This window comes from Allgaiera indica (assembly GCF_900106675.1).
Taxonomy (GTDB): domain Bacteria; phylum Pseudomonadota; class Alphaproteobacteria; order Rhodobacterales; family Rhodobacteraceae; genus Acidimangrovimonas; species Acidimangrovimonas indica.
This window is the reverse complement of sequence record NZ_FNOB01000004.1, coordinates 206,229-225,949: the sequence shown is the minus strand read 5'-3', so window position 1 is coordinate 225,949 and position 19,721 is coordinate 206,229. Positions and strand designations below refer to the sequence as shown.

The window sequence follows — 19,721 nt, the reverse complement described above, 5'->3', positions numbered from 1 at the left end:
GCGACAGATATCCCCGCTCGCTCTCTGCCTGCATCGTTGCTCTCAAACCAAGGCCCGACCGACCGCGCCGGAAGCCCGGGTCACCCTCTCTGCCGCTCTTCCCGTCCGTGGATAGAGAACAAGCCGCAAGATGCCAATCACAACACGCAAACAAAACAAAAACCAACACCACATACCACAACACAAGGATGCAGAAATCACACAGCGAAAGGATAAAAGCCGCAGACCCGACGCAGAAAATCGCACCAGATCGACCCTCGCAGAATACAACTGAAGGATGAAAATATTCCCGCCGCCGCGGCCACGAGGAACCCTGGGCGACAGCGGTGGTTGTCCTCGGCACCGGTCGCGGGCGCAGGGCGCCGCGGCGCCCATCGTATCGCGACACGGACGAACACGGTTTCTCGCAATGTCCGGGCCATGTATATGCTAATGCCAGGGTGTCACGAGCGGCAGGAAGCGAAAGGACGGTCATGAACCGCAAGGGAATAATCCTCGCAGGAGGGTCCGGGACGCGGCTGTATCCCGTGACGATGGGGCTGTCGAAACAGCTGCTTCCGATCTATGACAAGCCGATGATCTACTACCCGATCAGCGTTCTGATGCTTTCCGGAATTCGCGAGATCGCGGTCATCACCACACCACAGGATCAGGCTCAATTTCAGCGCCTGCTGGGCGACGGAAGCCAGTGGGGCCTGCGTCTGACATATATCCCTCAGCCCTCTCCCGATGGTCTGGCGCAGGCCTATCTGCTGGCCGAGGATTTCCTGGACGGCGCGCCTTCCGCGATGGTTCTGGGCGACAATATCTTCTTCGGCCACGGCCTGTCGGGAATTCTTGGCCGCGCGGACGCGCTGCCCCAGGGCGGCACCGTCTTCGGCTATCGCGTCACCGATCCCGAACGCTACGGCGTGGTGGAATTCGAAGCTGGCGGCAAGGTGCGCGCTTTGGTCGAGAAACCCGCCAGGCCGCCGTCCAATTTCGCGATCACGGGGCTTTACTTCCTGGACGGCACGGCCCCGGACAGGGCGCGCGAAGTGCGCCCCTCGCCGCGCGGCGAACTGGAGATCGTGACGCTGCTGGAAAGCTATCTGGACGAGGGCAGCCTGACGGTCGAGCTGATGGGCCGCGGAATCGCCTGGCTCGACACGGGCACCCACGCCAGCCTGCTGGACGCGGGCAATTTCGTGCGCACGCTAGAGGACCGGCAGGGCCTGCAATCGGGCTGTCCAGAGGAAATCGCCTTCGCTGCGGGCTGGATCGACGAAGAGATGCTGCGCAGCCAGGCGGAACGCTATCAGAAGAACCGCTACGGCCTTTATCTGATGCGGCTGCTCGAGGGATAGGAACACATGGCCATCAGGATCGACCCCACGGCACTGGCCGAGGTCAAGCTGATCACCCCCGACCGGTTCGGCGACGCGCGCGGCTTCTTCTCGGAAAGCTGGAACCGCGCCGCGATGGCGGCGGCGGGGTTCGACATCGACTTCGTGCAGGACAACCACTCGCTTTCGGCGAAGAAGAACACCATTCGCGGCCTGCATTTCCAGGCCCCGCCACATGCCCAGGCCAAGCTGGTGCGCTGCGGGCGCGGGCGGCTCCTAGACGTCGCCGTCGATATCCGCAAGGGATCACCCACATTCGGGCATTGGACCGCACACGAACTATCGTTCGAAAACGGCCGGCAACTGCTGATCCCCGAAGGCTTTCTGCACGGCTTCCTCACCCTGACGGATGAGGTCGAGGTGATCTACAAATGCTCTGACTACTACGCCCCGGACTGCGATGGCGCGGTGCGCTTCGACGATCCCATGATCGGCATCGACTGGGGCATCGATCCGGGCTTGGCGGTCCTCTCGGCCAAGGATGCCGCCGCACAGCTGATGCGGGATTTCGATTCGCCGTTCGTTTATGGGGGCGGGGAATGAAGCTGCTGGTCACGGGGGGCGCGGGCTTCATCGGCTCTGCGGTGGTGCGGCTGGCGGTGACGCGCGGGCACGCTGTGGTGAACCTTGACGCGCTGACCTATGCCGCTTGCCTGGACAATGTCGCAGCGGCGGCGGAAAGCCCGCTCTATACCTTTGAAAAGGCTGACATCCGGGACCGCGCCGCGCTGGACCGGATCCTTGCCACCCATGCGCCCGACGCGGTCATGCACCTGGCCGCGGAAAGCCATGTCGATCGCTCGATCGACGGCCCCGGCGCCTTCATCGAGACCAACGTGACCGGTACCTACAACCTGCTCGAGGCCGCCCGGGCCTACTGGACGCACGCCGGAAAACCCCCGGGCTTCCGCTTCCACCATATCTCGACCGACGAGGTCTATGGCTCTCTCGGGCCCAGCGGCCAGTTCACCGAAGACACGCCCTATGACCCGCGCAGCCCCTATTCGGCGTCAAAAGCCGCGTCGGATCATCTGGTCCGCGCCTGGCATGAAACCTATGGCCTGCCGACGTTACTGACCAATTGTTCGAATAACTACGGCCCCTATCATTTCCCCGAAAAGCTGATCCCCGTGGTGATCCTGAATGCGCTGTCCGGCCGGCCGATTCCGGTCTATGGCGCGGGGCAGAACATCCGCGACTGGCTCTATGTCGAGGATCACGCCGATGCGCTGCTGACGGTGCTGGAAAACGGCGCGGTCGGGCGCAGCTACAACATCGGGGGCGAGAACGAGGCCCGCAACATCGACCTGGTGCGGATGATCTGCGCGCTATTGGACGAGATGCGCCCCGCCGCCGCGCCCTATGCCGATCAGATCACCTTCGTCGCCGACCGTCCCGGCCATGACGCGCGCTATGCGATCGATCCCACCCGCATCCGGACCGAACTCGGCTGGCGCCCCTCGGTGACGCTTGAGGAGGGGCTGCGCCGCACCGTGCGCTGGTATCTGGAGAACGAGCCCTGGTGGCGCGCACTGCAAACCCGCGGTGGCGTGGGCGAACGCCTGGGAACCCGGGCATGAGGCTTCTGATCTTCGGCAAGACCGGGCAGCTGGCCCAGGAACTGGCCCGCATTGCGCCGGGCGCGACCTTCCTGGACCGTGCTGCGGCGGATCTGACCGACCCTGACCGCTGCGCAGCGATCGTGCGCGACACGCCGGCCGAGGCGATCATCAACGCCGCCGCCTATACGGCGGTCGACCGCGCCGAAGCCGAACCCGAAGCCGCCGCCGCGATCAACGGCCGGGCGCCCGCCGCCATGGCCCGCGCGGCCGCGGGGCGGGGGCTGCCCTTCCTGCATGTTTCCACCGATTACGTCTTCGACGGGTCCGGCCGCGCGCCCTGGAAACCGGGCGACCGCACCGCGCCCCTGGGGGCATACGGGCGCAGCAAGCTGGCGGGCGAGATGGGCATCCGGCTGGCGGCGGGGACCCATGCGATCCTGCGCACGTCCTGGGTTTTCTCGCGCCACGGCACGAACTTCGTGAAGACGATGCTGCGCCTCGGGGCCGAGCGTGACGCATTGAACGTCGTCGCGGACCAGATCGGCGGGCCGACGCCGGCGGCCGATATCGCCGCCGCGCTGCTCGCCATGGCCGAGGGGCTGCTGCGCGATCCCGGGCGTGCAGGCACCTATCATTTCAGCGGCACGCCCGATGTCAGCTGGGCCGATTTCGCACGCGAAATCTTCGCCCGGGCCGGACTGGCCTGTGCCGTCACCGACATCCCCAGCAGCGCCTATCCCACCCCCGCGCCGCGCCCGCTGAATTCGCGCCTCGACTGCAGCGATATCAGCACAACCTTCGGCATCGACCGGCCCGACTGGCGGCAGGGGCTGGCGCAGGTGCTGGAAGAGTTGCGCCAACCCTGACCGCGCGGCAAACTGGACGGAACCGCGGGGCGAGCTTTCCCCTTTCATTGTTCCCCAAATACGCCAGCGGCCTCACAACCCCTCGCTGACGGCCCGTCTTGCCGCCGTACCCGAGGCGGCGTATCCGGGAAGAACGCAGAGAAAAAGGAGATGATCGTGCCTGAGCGCCCGTCGCTTCTGGCGGTATTTCGGAATCCGGCCTTTCGCGCGCTGTGGACGGCGGCGCTGCTGTCCAACCTGGGCGGGCTGATCCAGGGGGTCGGCGCCAGCTGGGCGATGACCTCGCTGACCGATTCCCACGCGCTCGTGGCCTTGGTCCAGGCCTCGACCACCCTGCCGATCATGCTCTTCGCCCTGCCCGCCGGCGCGCTGGCCGATTCGTTTGAGCGCCGCCGGATCATGCTGACCGCGCAGATCTTCATGCTGGGGATTTCGGCGCTCCTGGCGGTGGTGGCCTTTCTGGGGATGCTCGGGCCCTACACGCTTCTGGCCTTCACCTTCCTGATCGGCTGCGGCCAAGCACTGAACAACCCCTCTTGGCAGGCCTCGATGGGCGACATCATCGGCAAGGAGGATCTATCCAAGGCGGTTTTGGTGAACTCGATGGGGTTCAACATGATGCGCTCGGTCGGGCCGGCGATCGGCGGCGCGATCGTGGCGGCGGCCGGGGCGGCGATGGCCTTCGCGGTCAATGCGGTTTCCTATGTCATGCTGATCTTCGCATTGTTCCGCTGGCATCCCGAACCCGCGCGCCGCTCCCTCCCGCGAGAACCGCTCGGCCGCGCGATCGGCGCCGGGCTGCGCTATGTCTCGATGTCGCCGCATCTGTTGCGGCTGATGGGGCGGGGGTTTCTGTTCGGGGTCGCCGCGGTGTCGGTGCTGGCGCTTCTGCCGCTGGTGGCGCGCGAGCTGCTGAAGACCGGCGCGCTGGGATATGGCGTTTTGCTGGGCGCCTTCGGGGTTGGCGCGATCCTGGGCGCCTTCTCGAACGCCCGCATCCGGGCGCGGTTTTCGAACGAAACCGTCGTGCGCGGCGCCTTCGCCGGCTTTGCCGTGGCGACCTTCGCATTGGGGCAAAGCACGCTGTTCGCCATCGACTGCCTGGTGCTTCTTGTCGCGGGCGCCAGCTGGGTGCTGGCGCTGTCGCTGTTCAACGTCACCGTGCAGCTGTCCACGCCGCGATGGGTCGTGGGCCGGGCACTGGCGCTTTATCAGACGGCCACCTTCGGCGGCATGGCGGCGGGCGCGTGGATCTGGGGCCTGGTGGCACAGGTCCACGGCATCCCCGCCGCGCTGACGGGCACCTCGGCGGTGCTGGTGATCGGTGTGCTGGTCGGGCTGCGCTGGCCGCTGGAAGAGCTGGGCGGGCTGAACCTTGACCCGCTGGGGCGTTTTTCGGAACCGATGCTGCGATTGGACATCAAGCCGCAATCGGGCCCGATCATGGTGATGGTCGATTACGAGATCGCGCAACAGGACGTGCCGGCCTTCCTGGCGGTCATGAGCGCACGCCGCCGCATCCGCCGCCGCGACGGGGCCCAGCAATGGGCCTTGCTGCGCGATCTGGAAAACCCCGATATCTGGACCGAGACCTACCACGTCCCCACCTGGACGGACTATGTCCGCCACAATGAGCGCCGCACCCAGGCCGATGCCGAAGTCTATGAAAGGCTTCTGGCGCTGCACAAGGGCCCGGGGCGCCCCCGCGTCCACCGCATGATCGAACGCCAGACCGTCCCGTCAGAAGAGCGCCTGCGCCTGAAGGATCCCACCGGCGCGGCGCTGGGGCCCTGACGGGGCGATCAGCGCCGCCGCCGCAACCAGCCGAACCAGCGCCATTTTCGCTGTCCGTCGCGCGATGTCAGCATCAGCATCGAAGGCGTCACGATCAGCGTCAGCACCGTCGCAAACGCCAGCCCGAAGACGATCGCCGACGACAGCGAGATCCACCATTGCGTGGAGGGGGCGCCATAAGTCGTCTCATGCCCCAGCAGTTCCAGGTTCAGCCCGAAGGCGATGGGCAACACCCCCAGGATCGCGGTCAGCGCGGTCAGCACCACGGGGCGCGCGCGTTCGCGGCAGGTTTCCAGGATCGCCTCGACCTTCGCCATCCCGCCGTCGCGCAGCTTGTCGTAGGTGTCGATCAGCACAATGTTGTTGTTCACCACCACACCGGCCAGCGCGATGATCCCGATCCCGGTCATCACCACGCCAAAGGGCTGGCCCATGATCATCAGGCCCAGGAACACGCCGATCGTGCTCATCACCACCGCCGACAGCACCAGCCCGACCGAGATGAAGCGGTTGAACTGCGCCAGCAGCACCGCGAAGATCAGCGCCATCGCCGCCAGGAAGGCCTTGCCCAGAAAAGCCTGCGCATCCTTCTGGTCCTGATCGGCACCGGCCATCTTCCAGCGCACGCCGTCCTTTTCCAGCCCCATCCCGGCGACCATCTTCGCAACCTCCTGGCGCACCGGATCCTGTTGCACACCGGCTGGGATATTGGCCTGCACCGTCACCGCACGCACCCCATCGATCCGCGTCAGCGTGCCCACCGTCGGCGCCGCCACCCGGGTCACGAAATTCGAGATTGGCACCGGCCCGGCATTGGTGGCAATCCGCAGCTGATCCAGTTCCGAGATCGTGCGCTGTTCGCGCGGCAGGCGCAGGGTGATGTCGACGGCGTCATCCACCCCCGTGGGCCGGAATTCCGACAGCTTCAGCCCGCCGGTGACCATCCGCACCATTGCCCCGATCGCGCCGGGCGTGATGCCGTAGCGGGCGGCCTGGGCGCGATCGACCTTCAGTTCCCAGTCGACGCCGGGCAGCGGCAGGCCATCGTCCACGTCGATCGCATCGGGCATGGTGCGCAGCTTCGCCGCCACCTGCCGCGCCGCCGCCGGCAACAGCGCCGGATCCACCGCCGTCAGCCGCACCTGGATCGCCTTGCCGGTGGGCGGCCCCGCCTGCGGGACCGAAACCTCGACATCGACCCCCGGAATGCCGACCATCACCTTGCGCAGATCCGCGAGGATCTGGTTCGCGGGCTTGCGCTGGCGCCAGTCGACGAATTCGTACTGGATCACCCCGATCACGTCGGCGGCCACATCGTTGCCCTGCCCGCCGGCCTTGCCCGACCGGGTATAGACCGTCTTGATCCCCGGCCAGCCAAGGATGCGGTCCTCGGCCTGCCGGACCAGCGCGTCCTTCTCGTCGATCGACAGGTTGCCGCGCGCATGGACATAGAGCAGGCCGTAATCGGGTTCCACATTAGGGAAGAATTCCACCCCCTTGCCGTATTTGCCATAGGCCACCGGAACCGCGACCAGCGCCGCCACCGCCAGCGTCATCACCAGCCAGGGATGCCGGATCGCCCGGCCCACCAGCTTCATGTAAAGGCCATCGCGATGGGTCGCCGTCCCTTTCACCGGGCGCGCGACGATGGCGCCCAGCGTCGGCGCGAAGACCAGCGCGTAAAGCATCGAAGCCGACAGCGTCGCGATCAGCGTGATCGGCATGTACTTCATGAACTCGCCGACGACGCCGGGCCAGAACAGCAAGGGCGAGAACGCGGCCACCCGCGTCATGGTCGCCGCGATCACCGGCCCCGCCATGCGGTGCGACGCCAGCGCGAAGGCCTCGCGCTTGTCCATCCCCTCGCTCATCCGGCGTTCGGCGTATTCGGTGACGATGATCGCGTCATCGACCAGCATCCCCACCGCCAGGATCAGGCTGAACAGCACCACGATGTTCACCGTCAGCCCGGCCAGATCGAGGCCGAGAATGCCGATCAGGAAGGACGCCGGGATCGCCAGACCGATCAGCAGCGAGGCCCGCCCCGACAGCGCGAAGAGGATCACGATGAACACCAAGATCACCGCCGTCAGCACCGAGTTCTGCAGATCCGACAGCAGCTGGCGGATATTGTCGGACTTGTCCTGCGAGAAGGTGACCACCGTGCCCTTGGGCAGCAGCGGCGTCGCGGCCTCGGTCACCGCCTTCACCGCGTCCACGGTCTGGATCAGGTTCGATCCCACGCGCTTTGATATCTCGATCGCCACCGCGGGCTTGCCGTTCAGCCGGGTGATCGTCTCGGGATCCTTCTGGGTCATCCGCACGGTGGCGATGTCCTTGGCCCGCACGATCGCGTTGCCCTCGGCAATCAGCGGCAGGTTGGCCACGTCGTTGATCGTCTCGATCAGTGTCGGCACCTTGATCGCATAGCGGCCCTGGCGGCCTTCCAGCACGCCGGCCGCGACAAGCTGGTTGTTCGCCGTCACCCCCTGGATCAGCTGATCGGCGCGCAGCCCGTAGGACGACAGCTTCGCCGGGTCGATCGTCACCTCGGCCACATCGTCGCGCACGCCCTGCAGCTTGGCCTCCAGCACGCCCGGCACTTCCTCCAGCCGGTCGCGCAGGGCCCGCGCCGCCAGCGTCAGCGCGCGTTCCGGCACGTCGCCCGACAGCGTGACCACCAGCACCGGGAATTCCGAGACGTTGACCTCATGCACCTGAGGCTCATCCGTGCCGTCGGGCAGCTTGGGCTTGGCGTCCTGCACGCCGTTGCGCACATCGGTCAGCGCCTTGTCCAGATTGGCCCCGGCGTTGAACTCGATCAGCACGTTGCCGCCGCCCAAGTAGGCGGTCGAGGTCATCTTCTTGATGCCGCTGATGTTCTTCAGCTGGCTTTCCATCGGCCGCAGCAGCAGCCGCTCGCTGTCTTCGGGCGAAATGCCCGTATAGCTCATCGAGACGTAGATGATCGGGATCTGGACGTCGGGCTCGGCCTCTTTCGGGATCGAGACATAGGCCATCGCCCCGGCGATCATCAGGAACACCAGGACCGAGATCGTCAGCCGCGCGTTGCGGATCGCGGTTTCGACAAGCTTCATGGCGCGTGCCTCATTCCAGCGGCTTGCCGGCGGGCTGGGCGACCGCGGTCACGCGCGCGCCGTCCTTCACCATGTCCTGCCCCGACACGATCACCCGCATCCCCCGCGGCACGCCGGTGATGATCAGCCCGTCGGGCGTGTCGTCGATCAACTTGACGGGGATGAATTTCACCACGTCGTCGGGGCCCACCGCGCGCACGCCCAGCGTGCCGTCCCCCGACAGCGTGATCACCGAACGACGCACCGAGATCGCCTGCACCGGCGGCGCGAACAGCGTCAGCTCGGCCGTCATGCCCGCGGGGATCTGTCCACCCGGATTGGACAGCGCCACCTCGACCGGGAAGGTGCGCGTCTTGGCCGAGGCCTCGGCGGCCACGAAGCGCACCTTGCCTTGCAGCCGACGGCCGTCGATCAGCCGGACCTGCGCCTTCGATCCGACATGGATCAGCCCGATATCGGTCTCGCTGACCTCGGCCTTCACCACGATCGGGTCCAGCGACAGAAGCTTCGCGATCGGCGTCCCCGCCTGCACCCATTCGCCCAGCTCGACCGGCACGTCGCCGACCACGCCGTCGAAGGGCGCGCTTAGCTCCAGCCGGTCGGCGGCGGCCTTGGCCTGGCTAAGCTGCGCCTCGGCCGCCGCCAGGGCGGACCGCGCCGCGGTCAGCGCCGTGTCCGAGGTATTGCCGGATTTGTTGAGCTTCTCGGCGACGCTCAGCTCGCGCCGCCGCTGTGCCAGAAGCGCCTCGGCGGTGGCGACGTTGGCGGCGAATTCCGGGCCCTCGAGCCGCATCACCAGCGCGCCCTTCGCAATCCGCGCGCCCTTGCGTACCGGCAGGGCATGGATAATTCCCGCCGCCCGCGCCGCCAGCGTCGTCGCCTTGTCCGGCGCGGTCGCGCCGGAAATCACGATCTCGCGGCTGTGATCTTCATAGACCGGCGCCGTCACCGCGACGGTCGGCAGATCCTGTGCGCCGCCAGCGGCCGAACCCGCTGCGGCCGGGGCCGGAGATTTCTGCGCAGCCCGCGCCTCCTCGCTGCCTACGGCCGAGAACTTGCCGGTGGCCACCCAGGCCCCGGCGACAACCAGGACGACGAGGGCGGCAAGACGATGGTAGCGAATATGACCAGGCATGAAGAACTTTCCCGCGGCGCGCTGAGGCATAGCGCCGGAACGCCCCTCACATTTGATCGCAAAGTCGTGTCTAATTTGTACGCGGTCAAGACGCCTGCCCGTCGCAGGCCCAAAATGTTACTCGTTTGCACATTGGATTACGCCACGTCATGCCGAGGCTCCAGAGGATGGCACCAGGGCTCGGACATGTGCCGGATCCGGCCTGTCGGCCCGCGTGGCCATGCGATGACGATCAGCCCTCTGCCGGCCCAAGATGCGACCGCCCGACCCGGGCAGCGCGCGTCATTTGCCGCTGGCGTTCGCGAAACCGCGCGCGGTCGGCCGGGGAATATTCCCCGACACAGGCGGGGCATTGCACCCCCGCTTCGTAATCCGGGTGGGACCGGTCGGCCGGCGACACCGGTCGCCGGCAGGCATGGCAGCTTCGGTAATCGCCCGGCACCAGGCCGTGCCCCACGCTGACCCGCTGATCGAAGACGAAACATTCCCCACGCCACAGGCTCTGTTCCTCGGGCACATCCTCAAGGTATTTCAGGATGCCACCCCTGAGGTGGAACACCTCCTCGACCCCCTGCCCGATCAGGTAGTTCGTCGCCTTCTCGCAACGAATTCCGCCAGTACAGAACATCGCGATACGCGTGTTGTGAAACCGATCGCGATTGGCCTCCCACCACGCAGGGAAATCGCGAAAACTGGATGTTTCAGGGTCAATCGCCCCCTCGAAGCTTCCGATCGCCACCTCGTATTCGTTGCGGGTGTCGATCACCGCGACATCCGGCGCCGCGATCAACGCGTTCCAGTCGGCGGGGTCGACATAGGTGCCCGTGCCCGCCAGCGGATCGACCTGCAGCTGCCCCATGGTGACGATTTCGCGTTTCAGCCGCACCTTCATCCGGCCGAAGGGCATTTCACGCGCCGCGCTTTCCTTCCACTCCAGCCCCGCACAACCCGGCAGCGCCCGGATATGGGCCAGCACCGCCGCGATCCCGGCGCGCGGCCCCGCGATGGTGCCGTTGATCCCCTCGCCCGCCAGCAGCAGCGTGCCGCGCACGCCCTGCGCCGCGCAAAGTTCCGCCAGCGGCGCCCGAAGCGCCGCCGGGTCCGCGAAACGGCTGAAATGATAGAGCGCGGCGACGGTGATCATGGCGCCTTGCTAGCGGCAGCGCACCGATCCGGCAAGCCGGGCGCGCGGCAAAGGCCGGATTCGAGTATTTTTGCCAAGATGAAGGGACAGGCGTTCTTTTCCTTCATCTTGGCGTCAATACTCCGGGGGGTCCGGGGGGCTGGCCCCCCGGCACCATCGCGGGGTCCCCCGCACCATTGACGCCCGCCCCTCCGCGCCCTAGGCCGTTCTCGACAAGGAGACTGCCATGCACCCCACGACCGACGCGCTGATCGTGATCGACATCCAGAACGATTTCTGCCCCGGCGGCGCGCTTGCGGTGGCGGGCGGCGACGAGATCGTGGCCCAGGTGAACGCCCTGATGCGTGACTATCGGGCCAAGGTGCTGACCCAGGATTGGCATCCCGCGGGGCATGGCTCCTTCGCGTCGTCACATCCGGGGGCGGCGCCCTTCAGCATGACGAAGATGCCGTATGGCGATCAGGTGCTCTGGCCCGACCATTGCGTCATCGGCACCCCGGGCGCCGATTTCCACCCCGAACTGAACACCGACGCCGCCGATCTGATCATCCGCAAGGGGTTCCGCGCGGGCGTCGACAGCTATTCCGCCTTCTTCGAGAACGATCACGCAACCCCCACCGGCCTTGACGGCTACCTGCGCTCGCGCGGCGTACAGCGGCTGACGATGGTCGGCCTCGCCACCGATTTCTGCGTGCAGTATTCGGCGCTCGACGCCGCGCGGCTCGGCTATGGCGTCACGGTGATCGAAAGCGCCTGCCGCGCGATCGACCTGGACGGCAGCCTCGCCTCCGCGCGCGACGCCATGCGCGCCGCCGGCGTCGTGCTGGAGGGCTGAGAATGGTCGACATCGCCACCCGCGTCTATAACCACAAGTGGAAGATCGACCCGATCGTGCGCTCGCTGATCGACACCGATTTCTACAAGCTTCTGATGTGCCAGTCGATTTTCCGTAACCGGCCGGACACGCAGGTGACCTTCAGCCTGATCAACCGCTCTAGCGGCATCCGCCTGGCCGAACTGGTGGACGAAGGCGAATTGCGCGAACAGCTCGATCACATCCGCTCGCTCCGGCTTGGGCGCGGCGAAAGCACCTGGCTGCGCGGCAACATGTTCTACGGCAAGCGCCAGATGTTCCGCCCCGATTTCATGGAATGGTTCGAGAACCTGCAACTGCCGCCCTACCACCTGGAAAAGCGCGACGGGCAATACGAGCTGACATTTGAGGGGTCCTGGCCCGAGGTGATGCTGTGGGAGATCCCGGCGCTTGCCGTGCTGATGGAGCTGCGCTCTCGCGCGGTGCTGCACCAGATGCGGCGGTTCGAACTGCAGATCCTCTATGCCCGCGCCATGACCAAGCTGTGGGAGAAGATCGAGCGCCTGAAACAGGTGCCCGACCTGCGGCTGGCCGATTTCGGCACTAGGCGCCGGCATTCCTTCCTGTGGCAGGATTGGTGCGTGCAGGCGTTACAAGAAGGGCTGGGCCGCGCCTTCGTCGGCACCTCGAACTGCCTGATCGCGATGAACCGCGACCTGGAAGCGATCGGCACCAACGCGCATGAACTGCCGATGGTCTATGCCGCGCTTGCCGAAACTGACGAGGAGCTGCGTCAGGCGCCCTATCGCGTGCTGGAGGATTGGCACGAGGAACACGAGGGCATGCTGCGCATCATCCTGCCCGACACCTACGGCACCGAGGGTTTCCTCGACAATGCGCCCGACTGGCTGACCTCGTGGACCGGGATCCGCATCGACAGCGGCGATCCGGTGGCCGGGGCCGAGGCCGCCATCGCCTGGTGGCGCGAACGCGGCGAGGACCCGCGCGAGAAGCTGGTGATCTTCTCCGACGGGCTCGACGTGAACCGGATCGAGGACCTGACCCGGCGCTTCGCCGGCCGGGTGCGGATCAGCTTTGGCTGGGGCACGCTGTTGACCAATGATTTCCGTGGGCTGGTGCCGGGCGACGCGCTGGCGCCCTTCAGCCTGGTGTGCAAGGCCGTCAGCGCGGACGGACGCCCGACGGTCAAGCTTTCGGACAATCCCAACAAGGCGATGGGTCCGGCCGATCAGGTGGCGCGCTACAAACGGGTGTTCGGCGTCGGCAGCCAGACGCCGATCGAAGTGGTCGTCTGACGCGACGATCGAGTCAGCCGCACCACCAGATAAGTCGCCAGCGCCAGTAGCGGAATCGCGAGGTATAGCAGGATAAGCGGCAGCCGGCGCGCAAAGGGCTTGCGCCGATGGCAAAGTCCGCAATGGCTTGAAAACACGCGCGTATTATGGCCGCAATAGGGGCATCCCACCCCGCGTAGTTCGCGCAACGCCCTGATCATCGCCCCTGCGGCATGACACCCCTGTCCACGTTGCGCTGACAGCGGACCACAGGCCTTGGGCCCTGGTCGGCGCCGCCGTGGTGGTGCCACTGCGCCCTGAATCATAGATCAATATCATAGATCGATTCCAGATCCGGGTTAACAAGCCGCCGGTGCCAGGGCGTCAAACGTGAAACCATGTGAAACACGACGATGGAATTCCAGCCGGCGCGCACCAGACCGATGTGCAACCCCCTAGACAAGCGCCGGATCCGGCCGGTCGAACAGCGCCGTCGCGGCGGGGGCGCGTAACGCCCGAAGCGAATTGAGTATCACCGCGATATCGATCGCCTCCTGCAACAGCGCGCCTTCGACCGGTGACAGATAGCCAAAGGCCGCCGCGATCATGCCGGCGACGGACAGTCCGATCCCCACGATGACGCTTTGCAGCGCGATCCCGCGGGCTCGGCGGGCGATCAGCAGGCCGGTGCTCAGATGACCGATATGATCGATCAGCAGCACCGCATCGGCGGCTTCGGCCGAGGCCGTCGCGCCGCGCGCGCCCATCGCGACGCCGACATCGGCGGCGGCCAGGGCCGGGGCGTCGTTGATGCCGTCGCCCACCATCATCACCGGCGCCCGGCGGCGTTCCTCGACCACCAGATCCACCTTCTGGCCGGGGGTCAGCCCGGAGCGCAGGGCGTCCAGCCCCAGCCCCTCGGTGACGCATTCGGCCACCTCGGCGCGGTCGCCGGTAGCCAGCAGGATGCGCGTGACCCCGCCGGCGCGCAATGTCGTCAGCATCGCGCCCACCTCCTGGCGCAGCGAATCGGCCATCACCAGCGTTCCGGTCAGTACCCCGTCGACCGCCACCGCCACCAGCACGGCCCCTGCGATCCGGGCGTGCGGTGCGGCCTGCCCCTGCCGCCCCAGCCGCCCGGCGACGAAATCAATGCCCCCGACCAGAACTTCGTGCCCCTCGACCAGGCCCTCGACGCCTTCGCCAAGGAATTCGGTCACCGCCGAAGGCACCGGAAGCGTCAGCTTCCGAGCCACGGCGGCGGCCACCACCGCCTGCCCCACCGGGTGTTTCGAGGCCTGATCCAGCGCGGCGGCATAGCGCAGCACCTCATCCTCGCCCAGGTCCGCGTGAAGCTCGACCGACACGATGCGCGGGCGGCCGTCGGTCAGGGTGCCGGTCTTGTCCAGAATCAGCGTCCGGATCCGCGCCATCGTCTCCAACGGGCCCGCGCCCTTCACCAGCACCCCGAAATGTGCCGCCCGCGACATCCCCGCGACCAGCGCGATCGGCACTGCCAGGATCAGCGGGCAGGGCGTGGCCACCACCAGCACCGCAACAGCGCGGATCGGATCGCCGGTCATCCACCAGGCCGCGCCGGCGATCGAAACGGTCACCGCCAGGAAGCCCAGCGACCACAGATCCGCCAGCCGCGACATCGGCGCCTTGGAACGTTGCGCAGCCTCGACCAGCCGCACGATTCCGGCATAGGTGCTTTCCGCCGCCGGCCGGCTGGCCACCAGATCAAACGCCCCGCCCGCGTTGGTCGCGCCGCTCATCGCCTCGGCGCCCCGCGCCAGACGCACGGGCATCGATTCGCCAGTCAGGGCCGATGTATCGACAAAGGCGCTGTCCGAGGCGATCGCGCCATCCACCGGCACTACCTCTCCCCGCCGGATCAACAGCCGGTCGCCAGGGACGATCCGCACCAGCGGCACCTCTTCCAACGCGCCGTTGCGGTGCCTGGTGGCGCTGCGCGGCACCCGCGACAGCAGCGCGCGCATCTCGCGTCGGGCGCGGCCCTCGGCCAGGCTTTCCAGCAGCGTACCACCGGAATACATCACCGCGACCACCGCCGCCGCCAGCGTCTGTCCGAAGATCAGCGCCGCCGACATCGACAGCGCCGCGACGATATCAAGGCCGACCTCACCACGCCCCAGGCTGCGCACGATCTCGACCAGCAGCGCGGCCAGGGTCGGCAGCACGCCAAGCCGCCACAGCCATTCTGCCTGGTTCGGATGGTCGCCCAGACCCAGCGCGATCCCCGCGGCCAGACACAGAAACGCCCACCCCAACAGGGCGCGCTTGACCCACTCGCGGCTGTCTTTCGTCACGCAGAACTGCTCCTCATACCCGGAAGTTCTTGCGCGCGTTCCCGATTTGGCGATCATTCACCAAGACACTACCAGCGTCCAGTGGTCGAATGCAGCAGCGGCGCGCAACGCGTTGCGGCGCCGGGCTGGCCCTTGGGTGCGGGCCCTAGCGCCGAAACGCGAACCAACGGTAGCCCGCATAGGAAAACCCCGCAGCCGCCCCCGATGCGGCGACCAGCGCGGCCACCGGCAGCAGCGCCGGCCAGGCCAGCAACAGGGCCGAGAACACGGCGTAATTCACCGCGACTCCGGTGCCGCTGGCCATGGCGTAGCGCAAGAATTCGATCGGCCCGGGCGGCCCCGGCACCCGAAAGGTCAAGCGCCGGTTGCTCAACCAGCCCGCAAGCATCGACAAGGCGATCGAAGGCACCCGCGCCAGGAAGGGCGACATCCCCGCCCAATGAGTCAGCACCACCAACAAGCCCGCATCGACGGCGAAGGCCAGCAGCCCCGAGAAGACGAAGCCGGTCATATGGGCGCCACGTCGGCGGTCATTGCGGTCACGTCCGGTCAAGAAAGTCCCACCCGATCCTGCCGTCGGGGCCGCGCGCCCCGGCGGGATGATGGATCCGCGCGGGAAGATCGGCAACAGCCATCAGCGTGGCCAGTTCGTCCTCGCGCCGGGCCGCCACCGGATCCAGCGCCCGCAGTGCGGCATCGGCATGGCCGGGGTGGCACATCACCATGTGACGGCGCCCCGGCGCCCTGCAAAACCGCGCAAGTTCCTGCGCGAAAGGGATGTCGCGGCGAAAGGCCGAAAAGCCCGAAAACCCTGCGTTCACCGGCGCGCCCAAGCCCCGAAAAAGCGGCGCCGCGGGCGCCGAAAGCACAGCGACCGTCAGCGCCTTGGCCGGTGCCGCGCGGCGACGCAGGATGGGCCACAGGCCATCTGCGGGCACCCGCAACAGCGGCGCCGGGCCGGCGCCGAAACGATCGCGCAGCGCCGCCGCCAGCGCGCGGCGCACGCCGGGCAGGGCATGGACATGGTGATGGCCGTCGATCAGGTCTGGCGGGGCACCGGCGACCGCCTCGAACCGCGCGATCTGGCGGGCGATTTCGGCCTGCACCTCGGCCAGGTCGATCGCGCCGCCCAGCCCGCGCCGGATCCAGTCCCGGATCGGCGGCAACCGCCCCCCTGGCGCATGCCGCGGCATCGGCCCCAGCGGCGCACCCAGCGTCAGGTTCAGATGCAGCCCCACGGCGATCTGGCCTCGCAGCCGGGCCACGTCTTGCGCCGCGCCTTCCCATCCGGGCAGGGTGACAAGCGCCGTGGTGGCCGACAACCGCCGCGCTTGCGCCAGTTCCGCGATGCCGCGCGAGACACCCGGCGTCAGCGCATAATCATCCGCCGAAAGCAGGAAGCGCACCGCCGTGGCCATCACGCCGGCTGGGATTTGGCGTGACCGGACGCGGCGCCGTCCTCTGGCGCCTGCAGGGCGCCGGCCGCGGCGGCCTTGGCGGTCTCGGGGGCGAAGGCGGGGCCGGAATCGGGGCCCAGTTCCTCGCCCACCAGGAAGATCGGCCGCGCCTTCACCTCTTCATAGACGCGCGACAGGTATTCGCCGATCACCCCAAGCGACAGCAGCTGGATCCCCGACAGGAAGGTGATCGAGACGATCAACGAGGGAAAGCCCGGCACGCTGCTACCATGGATCAGCGTGCGGATCAGGAAATAGAGCGCATAGAGGATCGACCCAGAAGAAATGATCGCCCCGATCGCCGACCAGACCCGCAGCGGAAACGAGGAAAAGGCGATGATCCCGTCCATCGCGAAGGCCAACAGCCGGCGCAGGTTGAAGCTGGAGGCGCCCCGGGTGCGCTCGGCGCAGACGAATTCCACCGTACGGCTGCGAAAGCCGATCCAGCGAAACAGCCCCTTGGTGAAGCGCCGGCGTTCCTGGAACAGGTTCAGCGCGTCCACCGCCTTGCGGTCGAGCAGCACGAAATCCACCGTCCCGGCCTCAAGCGGCAGCTGCGACAGCAACCGGAACACCGGATAGAAGGCCTGCGAGGCCAGACGACGCATCAGGCCGGCATGCGCCTCGTCGGCGCGGTGGCCAAAGACGACCTCGGCCCCCTCATGCCAGGCGGCGACGAAATCGCGGATCGTTTCGGGCGGATGCTGAAGGTCGGCATCCATCACGACCACCGCGTCGCCCCGGGCCTTGCGCAGCCCCGCCGCGATCGCAACCTCCTTGCCGAAGTTGCGCGACAGGAACACCGCGCGGATCCGGGCGTCGCGCGCATGCCACAGGCGGATCAAATCGCGCGTCGCGTCGACGGAACCGTCATCGACGAAAAGTATCGTCCATTCCAGCCCCAGATCTTCCAGCACGGCGGCGGTGCGCTCGATCACCGCGGCGATGTTGCGCTCCTCGTTGAAGGCGGGGATGACCACGCTTAGCCGGCTGCCACGCGAAAGGGTCATTTCTTCCCCTCCGCCGCGGCGCCGGGTTTCGCGCCGGCTTCTGGCGGCACGATGACATAGCTGACGGTCAACGGCGAGCGCCCCTTGGCCCAGGGAAATTGCGCCCGTTCGATGGGATGCCCGGCGATCCAGGGCGCGGCCCCCGGCGGCGGCGGCCCGGCGTTGGCCCAGATTGCCATCATCCCCTGCCGCGCGATGCGCTCGGGGGTGATCCAGGGCGAATAGGCAAAGTTGAAATCGGTGAACATCGACGGCAGGTCGCTGGCGAAAACCCCCGCCGTCATCATGATGCTGCCGTCCCCCGCGACGATGCGCAGCGGCCGGTGGACCTGCGCGTGCCAGATCTGCTGCAACCGCGCCCCGATCGTCGGGCCCGGCACGCAGGCGTTGTTCAGATCTCCTGCGACATAGCATTTGACCGGCACGAAGATCGCATAGGTCACCACGCCGAACAGCAGCACCCCCACCGACCAGCCCGCCAGGCGCCGCAGCACCCGATCGGTCAGGCGACGCCCCAGATAGGCGACCGCGATCAGCCCCAGCAGGCTGTACATCGGCTTGCTCCAGGCTTCGCCCACCCCGGTGAACGGGGATGCCAGCGCCAGCAGCAGCGGCGGCCCCGCCCCCATCCACAGCAGGTAGATGCGTGCCCGCCGGTCACCCAGCAGGCGCGGATCGAAGCCGGCCGGTTCATCCCTGGCGCGACGCAACAGGCCGCTGGCATACAGCGCGATCGGGAAGATCAGCAGCAGCATCACCTGCACGCCGATGTAGTAGAACCGCCCTCGGTGGTTCAGCACCCAGCCGTCGCGCCCGTCGGCATAGGTGACGGGCAGGAAATGCAGTTGCGCGATGTTGTAGATCACCGTGGCGCTGAACAGCGCGACGATCGCCAGCGCCACCCAGGGGCCGGGCCCGGCCCAGCGCCTGCGCGCCTGCGGCTCTATGCACAGCCAGAGCGCGCCGAACAGCAGGATCAGACCCATCGAGAATTTCGCGTAAAGCGAGATCCCCGACACCAGTCCCAGCGCGACCCACCAGCCCATCTTGTCGTCGCGCGCGGCCCGCCACAGAAGCCAGGACACCGCAACCCAGAATGGCATCTGCGCCACGTCATGGTTGAACTGCCGCGTCCCCCAGCTGAACACCGCCAGCGTCGGCAGCAGCAGCACCGCCGCCAGCGCGCCGCGCTTGCCCACCATGTCGCGGGCCATCAGGTAGACCATCGCGAAGGTCGCGCAGATGAAGATCTGCGACAGCAGGAAATGGCCCCAGGTGTAGGACCCGGTCAGGTCATGGGTGATTTCCAGCAGCCAGGCCGGCATCTGGGGGTGCTTGTAGGTCATCGGCACCCATTCGCGCCCCCACATGTAACCTTCCAGCGTGTCGGTCGGCGGCGTCTTGTTCAAGAGCGCCGGCACCAGCGTCCACAGCACCAGCTGCAACGCGGAAATCGAAAGCAGCCCGCGCAGGGGGGTCGCAATGAATGCGGGCGCCCTGCCCGCAGGGTCGGGAGAAACGGCCGCCGGGGCCGAAATATCCGCCATGTTTTCCCTCAGCCCCCTGCGCGCGAATTCTAGACCGAGTCACGAAGCGGCGAGAGTCGCCGGACAACCTGGGCTCGTCCTGGCCTTCGCCGCAAAAAACCAATATTTCCCCCGTCGATCAACCTTGGGTTCGCCGGAGGATATCTTCCAAGGCGAAGTCATAGGCCAAATCCCTTATCTTGCACGAGGATAAACTCGATGCCATCACCCCGACGTGACTATGACGCTTATGCGTCGCCCGGGGCTTGACGATGACATCTGGGCGACATCCTGGCGGGCGA

The 19,721-nt window shown here is 67.1% G+C and carries 15 protein-coding genes; 7 read left to right on the top strand and 8 right to left on the bottom strand.

Going from position 1 to position 19,721, the window contains the following annotated elements:
• Positions 1-473 precede the first annotated feature (473 nt).
• The 5 genes from rfbA to BLV97_RS05390 all read left to right on the top strand — a co-directional run bounded on the left by rfbA (position 474) and on the right by BLV97_RS05390 (position 5,607).
• Entirely contained in the window at positions 474-1,346 is an 873-nt protein-coding gene (rfbA, locus tag BLV97_RS05410) for a glucose-1-phosphate thymidylyltransferase RfbA (protein WP_035842951.1), read from the top strand.
• 6 nt (positions 1,347-1,352) lie between these two features.
• Positions 1,353-1,928 (top strand): dTDP-4-dehydrorhamnose 3,5-epimerase, encoded by a 576-nt coding sequence (gene rfbC, locus BLV97_RS05405; RefSeq protein ID WP_035842949.1) that lies wholly within the window; start codon positions 1,353-1,355, stop codon positions 1,926-1,928.
• Positions 1,925-2,965 (top strand): dTDP-glucose 4,6-dehydratase, encoded by a 1,041-nt coding sequence (rfbB, locus tag BLV97_RS05400; RefSeq protein WP_035842947.1) that lies wholly within the window; start codon positions 1,925-1,927, stop codon positions 2,963-2,965. The genes rfbC and rfbB overlap by 4 nt, the downstream gene beginning before the upstream one ends.
• Entirely contained in the window at positions 2,962-3,813 is an 852-nt protein-coding gene (gene rfbD / locus BLV97_RS05395; RefSeq protein ID WP_035842946.1) for a dTDP-4-dehydrorhamnose reductase, read from the top strand. The genes rfbB and rfbD overlap by 4 nt, the downstream gene beginning before the upstream one ends.
• Positions 3,814-3,969: 156 nt before the next feature.
• Complete coding sequence (locus BLV97_RS05390) at positions 3,970-5,607, top strand: MFS transporter (protein WP_035842993.1); 1,638 nt, start codon at positions 3,970-3,972, stop codon at positions 5,605-5,607.
• A gap of 8 nt (positions 5,608-5,615) precedes the next feature.
• On the opposite strand, the gene BLV97_RS05385 is transcribed toward BLV97_RS05390, so the two are convergent.
• The 3 genes from BLV97_RS05385 to trhO form a co-directional block, all read right to left on the bottom strand.
• Complete coding sequence (locus BLV97_RS05385; RefSeq protein ID WP_035842944.1) at positions 5,616-8,705, bottom strand: efflux RND transporter permease subunit; 3,090 nt, start codon at positions 8,703-8,705, stop codon at positions 5,616-5,618.
• A gap of 10 nt (positions 8,706-8,715) precedes the next feature.
• The gene (locus BLV97_RS05380; RefSeq protein ID WP_035842990.1) at positions 8,716-9,840 is read right to left on the bottom strand and encodes an efflux RND transporter periplasmic adaptor subunit; all 1,125 of its coding nucleotides are present in this window, start codon (positions 9,838-9,840) and stop codon (positions 8,716-8,718) included.
• 232 nt (positions 9,841-10,072) lie between these two features.
• On the bottom strand, positions 10,073-10,984 hold the full coding sequence (trhO, locus tag BLV97_RS05375) for an oxygen-dependent tRNA uridine(34) hydroxylase TrhO (protein WP_035842942.1): 912 nt from the start codon (positions 10,982-10,984) through the stop codon (positions 10,073-10,075).
• Positions 10,985-11,210: 226 nt separating this feature from the next.
• Between trhO and pncA the strand changes: the two genes are divergently transcribed.
• Both pncA and pncB read left to right on the top strand, forming a co-directional pair.
• The gene (pncA, locus tag BLV97_RS05370; protein WP_035842939.1) at positions 11,211-11,819 is read left to right on the top strand and encodes a bifunctional nicotinamidase/pyrazinamidase; all 609 of its coding nucleotides are present in this window, start codon (positions 11,211-11,213) and stop codon (positions 11,817-11,819) included.
• 2 nt (positions 11,820-11,821) lie between these two features.
• Positions 11,822-13,114 carry a nicotinate phosphoribosyltransferase gene (gene pncB / locus BLV97_RS05365; protein WP_035842936.1) on the top strand — a complete coding sequence of 431 codons (1,293 nt, stop codon included), beginning with the start codon at positions 11,822-11,824 and terminating at the stop codon, positions 13,112-13,114.
• Positions 13,115-13,548: 434 nt separating this feature from the next.
• On the opposite strand, the gene BLV97_RS05360 is transcribed toward pncB, so the two are convergent.
• From BLV97_RS05360 to BLV97_RS05340, 5 genes are all read right to left on the bottom strand, one after another.
• Positions 13,549-15,426, bottom strand: a complete 1,878-nt coding sequence (locus BLV97_RS05360; RefSeq protein ID WP_035842934.1) for a heavy metal translocating P-type ATPase — start codon at positions 15,424-15,426, stop codon at positions 13,549-13,551.
• Between the two features lie 145 nt (positions 15,427-15,571).
• Positions 15,572-15,979, bottom strand: coding sequence for a GtrA family protein (locus BLV97_RS05355; RefSeq protein ID WP_143037493.1), 408 nt, complete (start codon positions 15,977-15,979; stop codon positions 15,572-15,574).
• Entirely contained in the window at positions 15,966-16,844 is an 879-nt protein-coding gene (locus tag BLV97_RS05350) for a ChbG/HpnK family deacetylase (protein WP_035842928.1), read from the bottom strand. Before BLV97_RS05350 ends, BLV97_RS05355 begins: the two co-directional genes overlap by 14 nt.
• A complete protein-coding gene (locus BLV97_RS05345; RefSeq protein ID WP_081825067.1) occupies positions 16,844-17,893 on the bottom strand; it encodes a glycosyltransferase family 2 protein in 1,050 nt (349 codons plus the stop codon). Before BLV97_RS05345 ends, BLV97_RS05350 begins: the two co-directional genes overlap by 1 nt.
• The gene (locus BLV97_RS05340; protein ID WP_051646083.1) at positions 17,890-19,440 is read right to left on the bottom strand and encodes a glycosyltransferase family 39 protein; all 1,551 of its coding nucleotides are present in this window, start codon (positions 19,438-19,440) and stop codon (positions 17,890-17,892) included. The genes BLV97_RS05345 and BLV97_RS05340 overlap by 4 nt, the downstream gene beginning before the upstream one ends.
• Between the last annotated feature and the right edge of the window lie 281 nt (positions 19,441-19,721).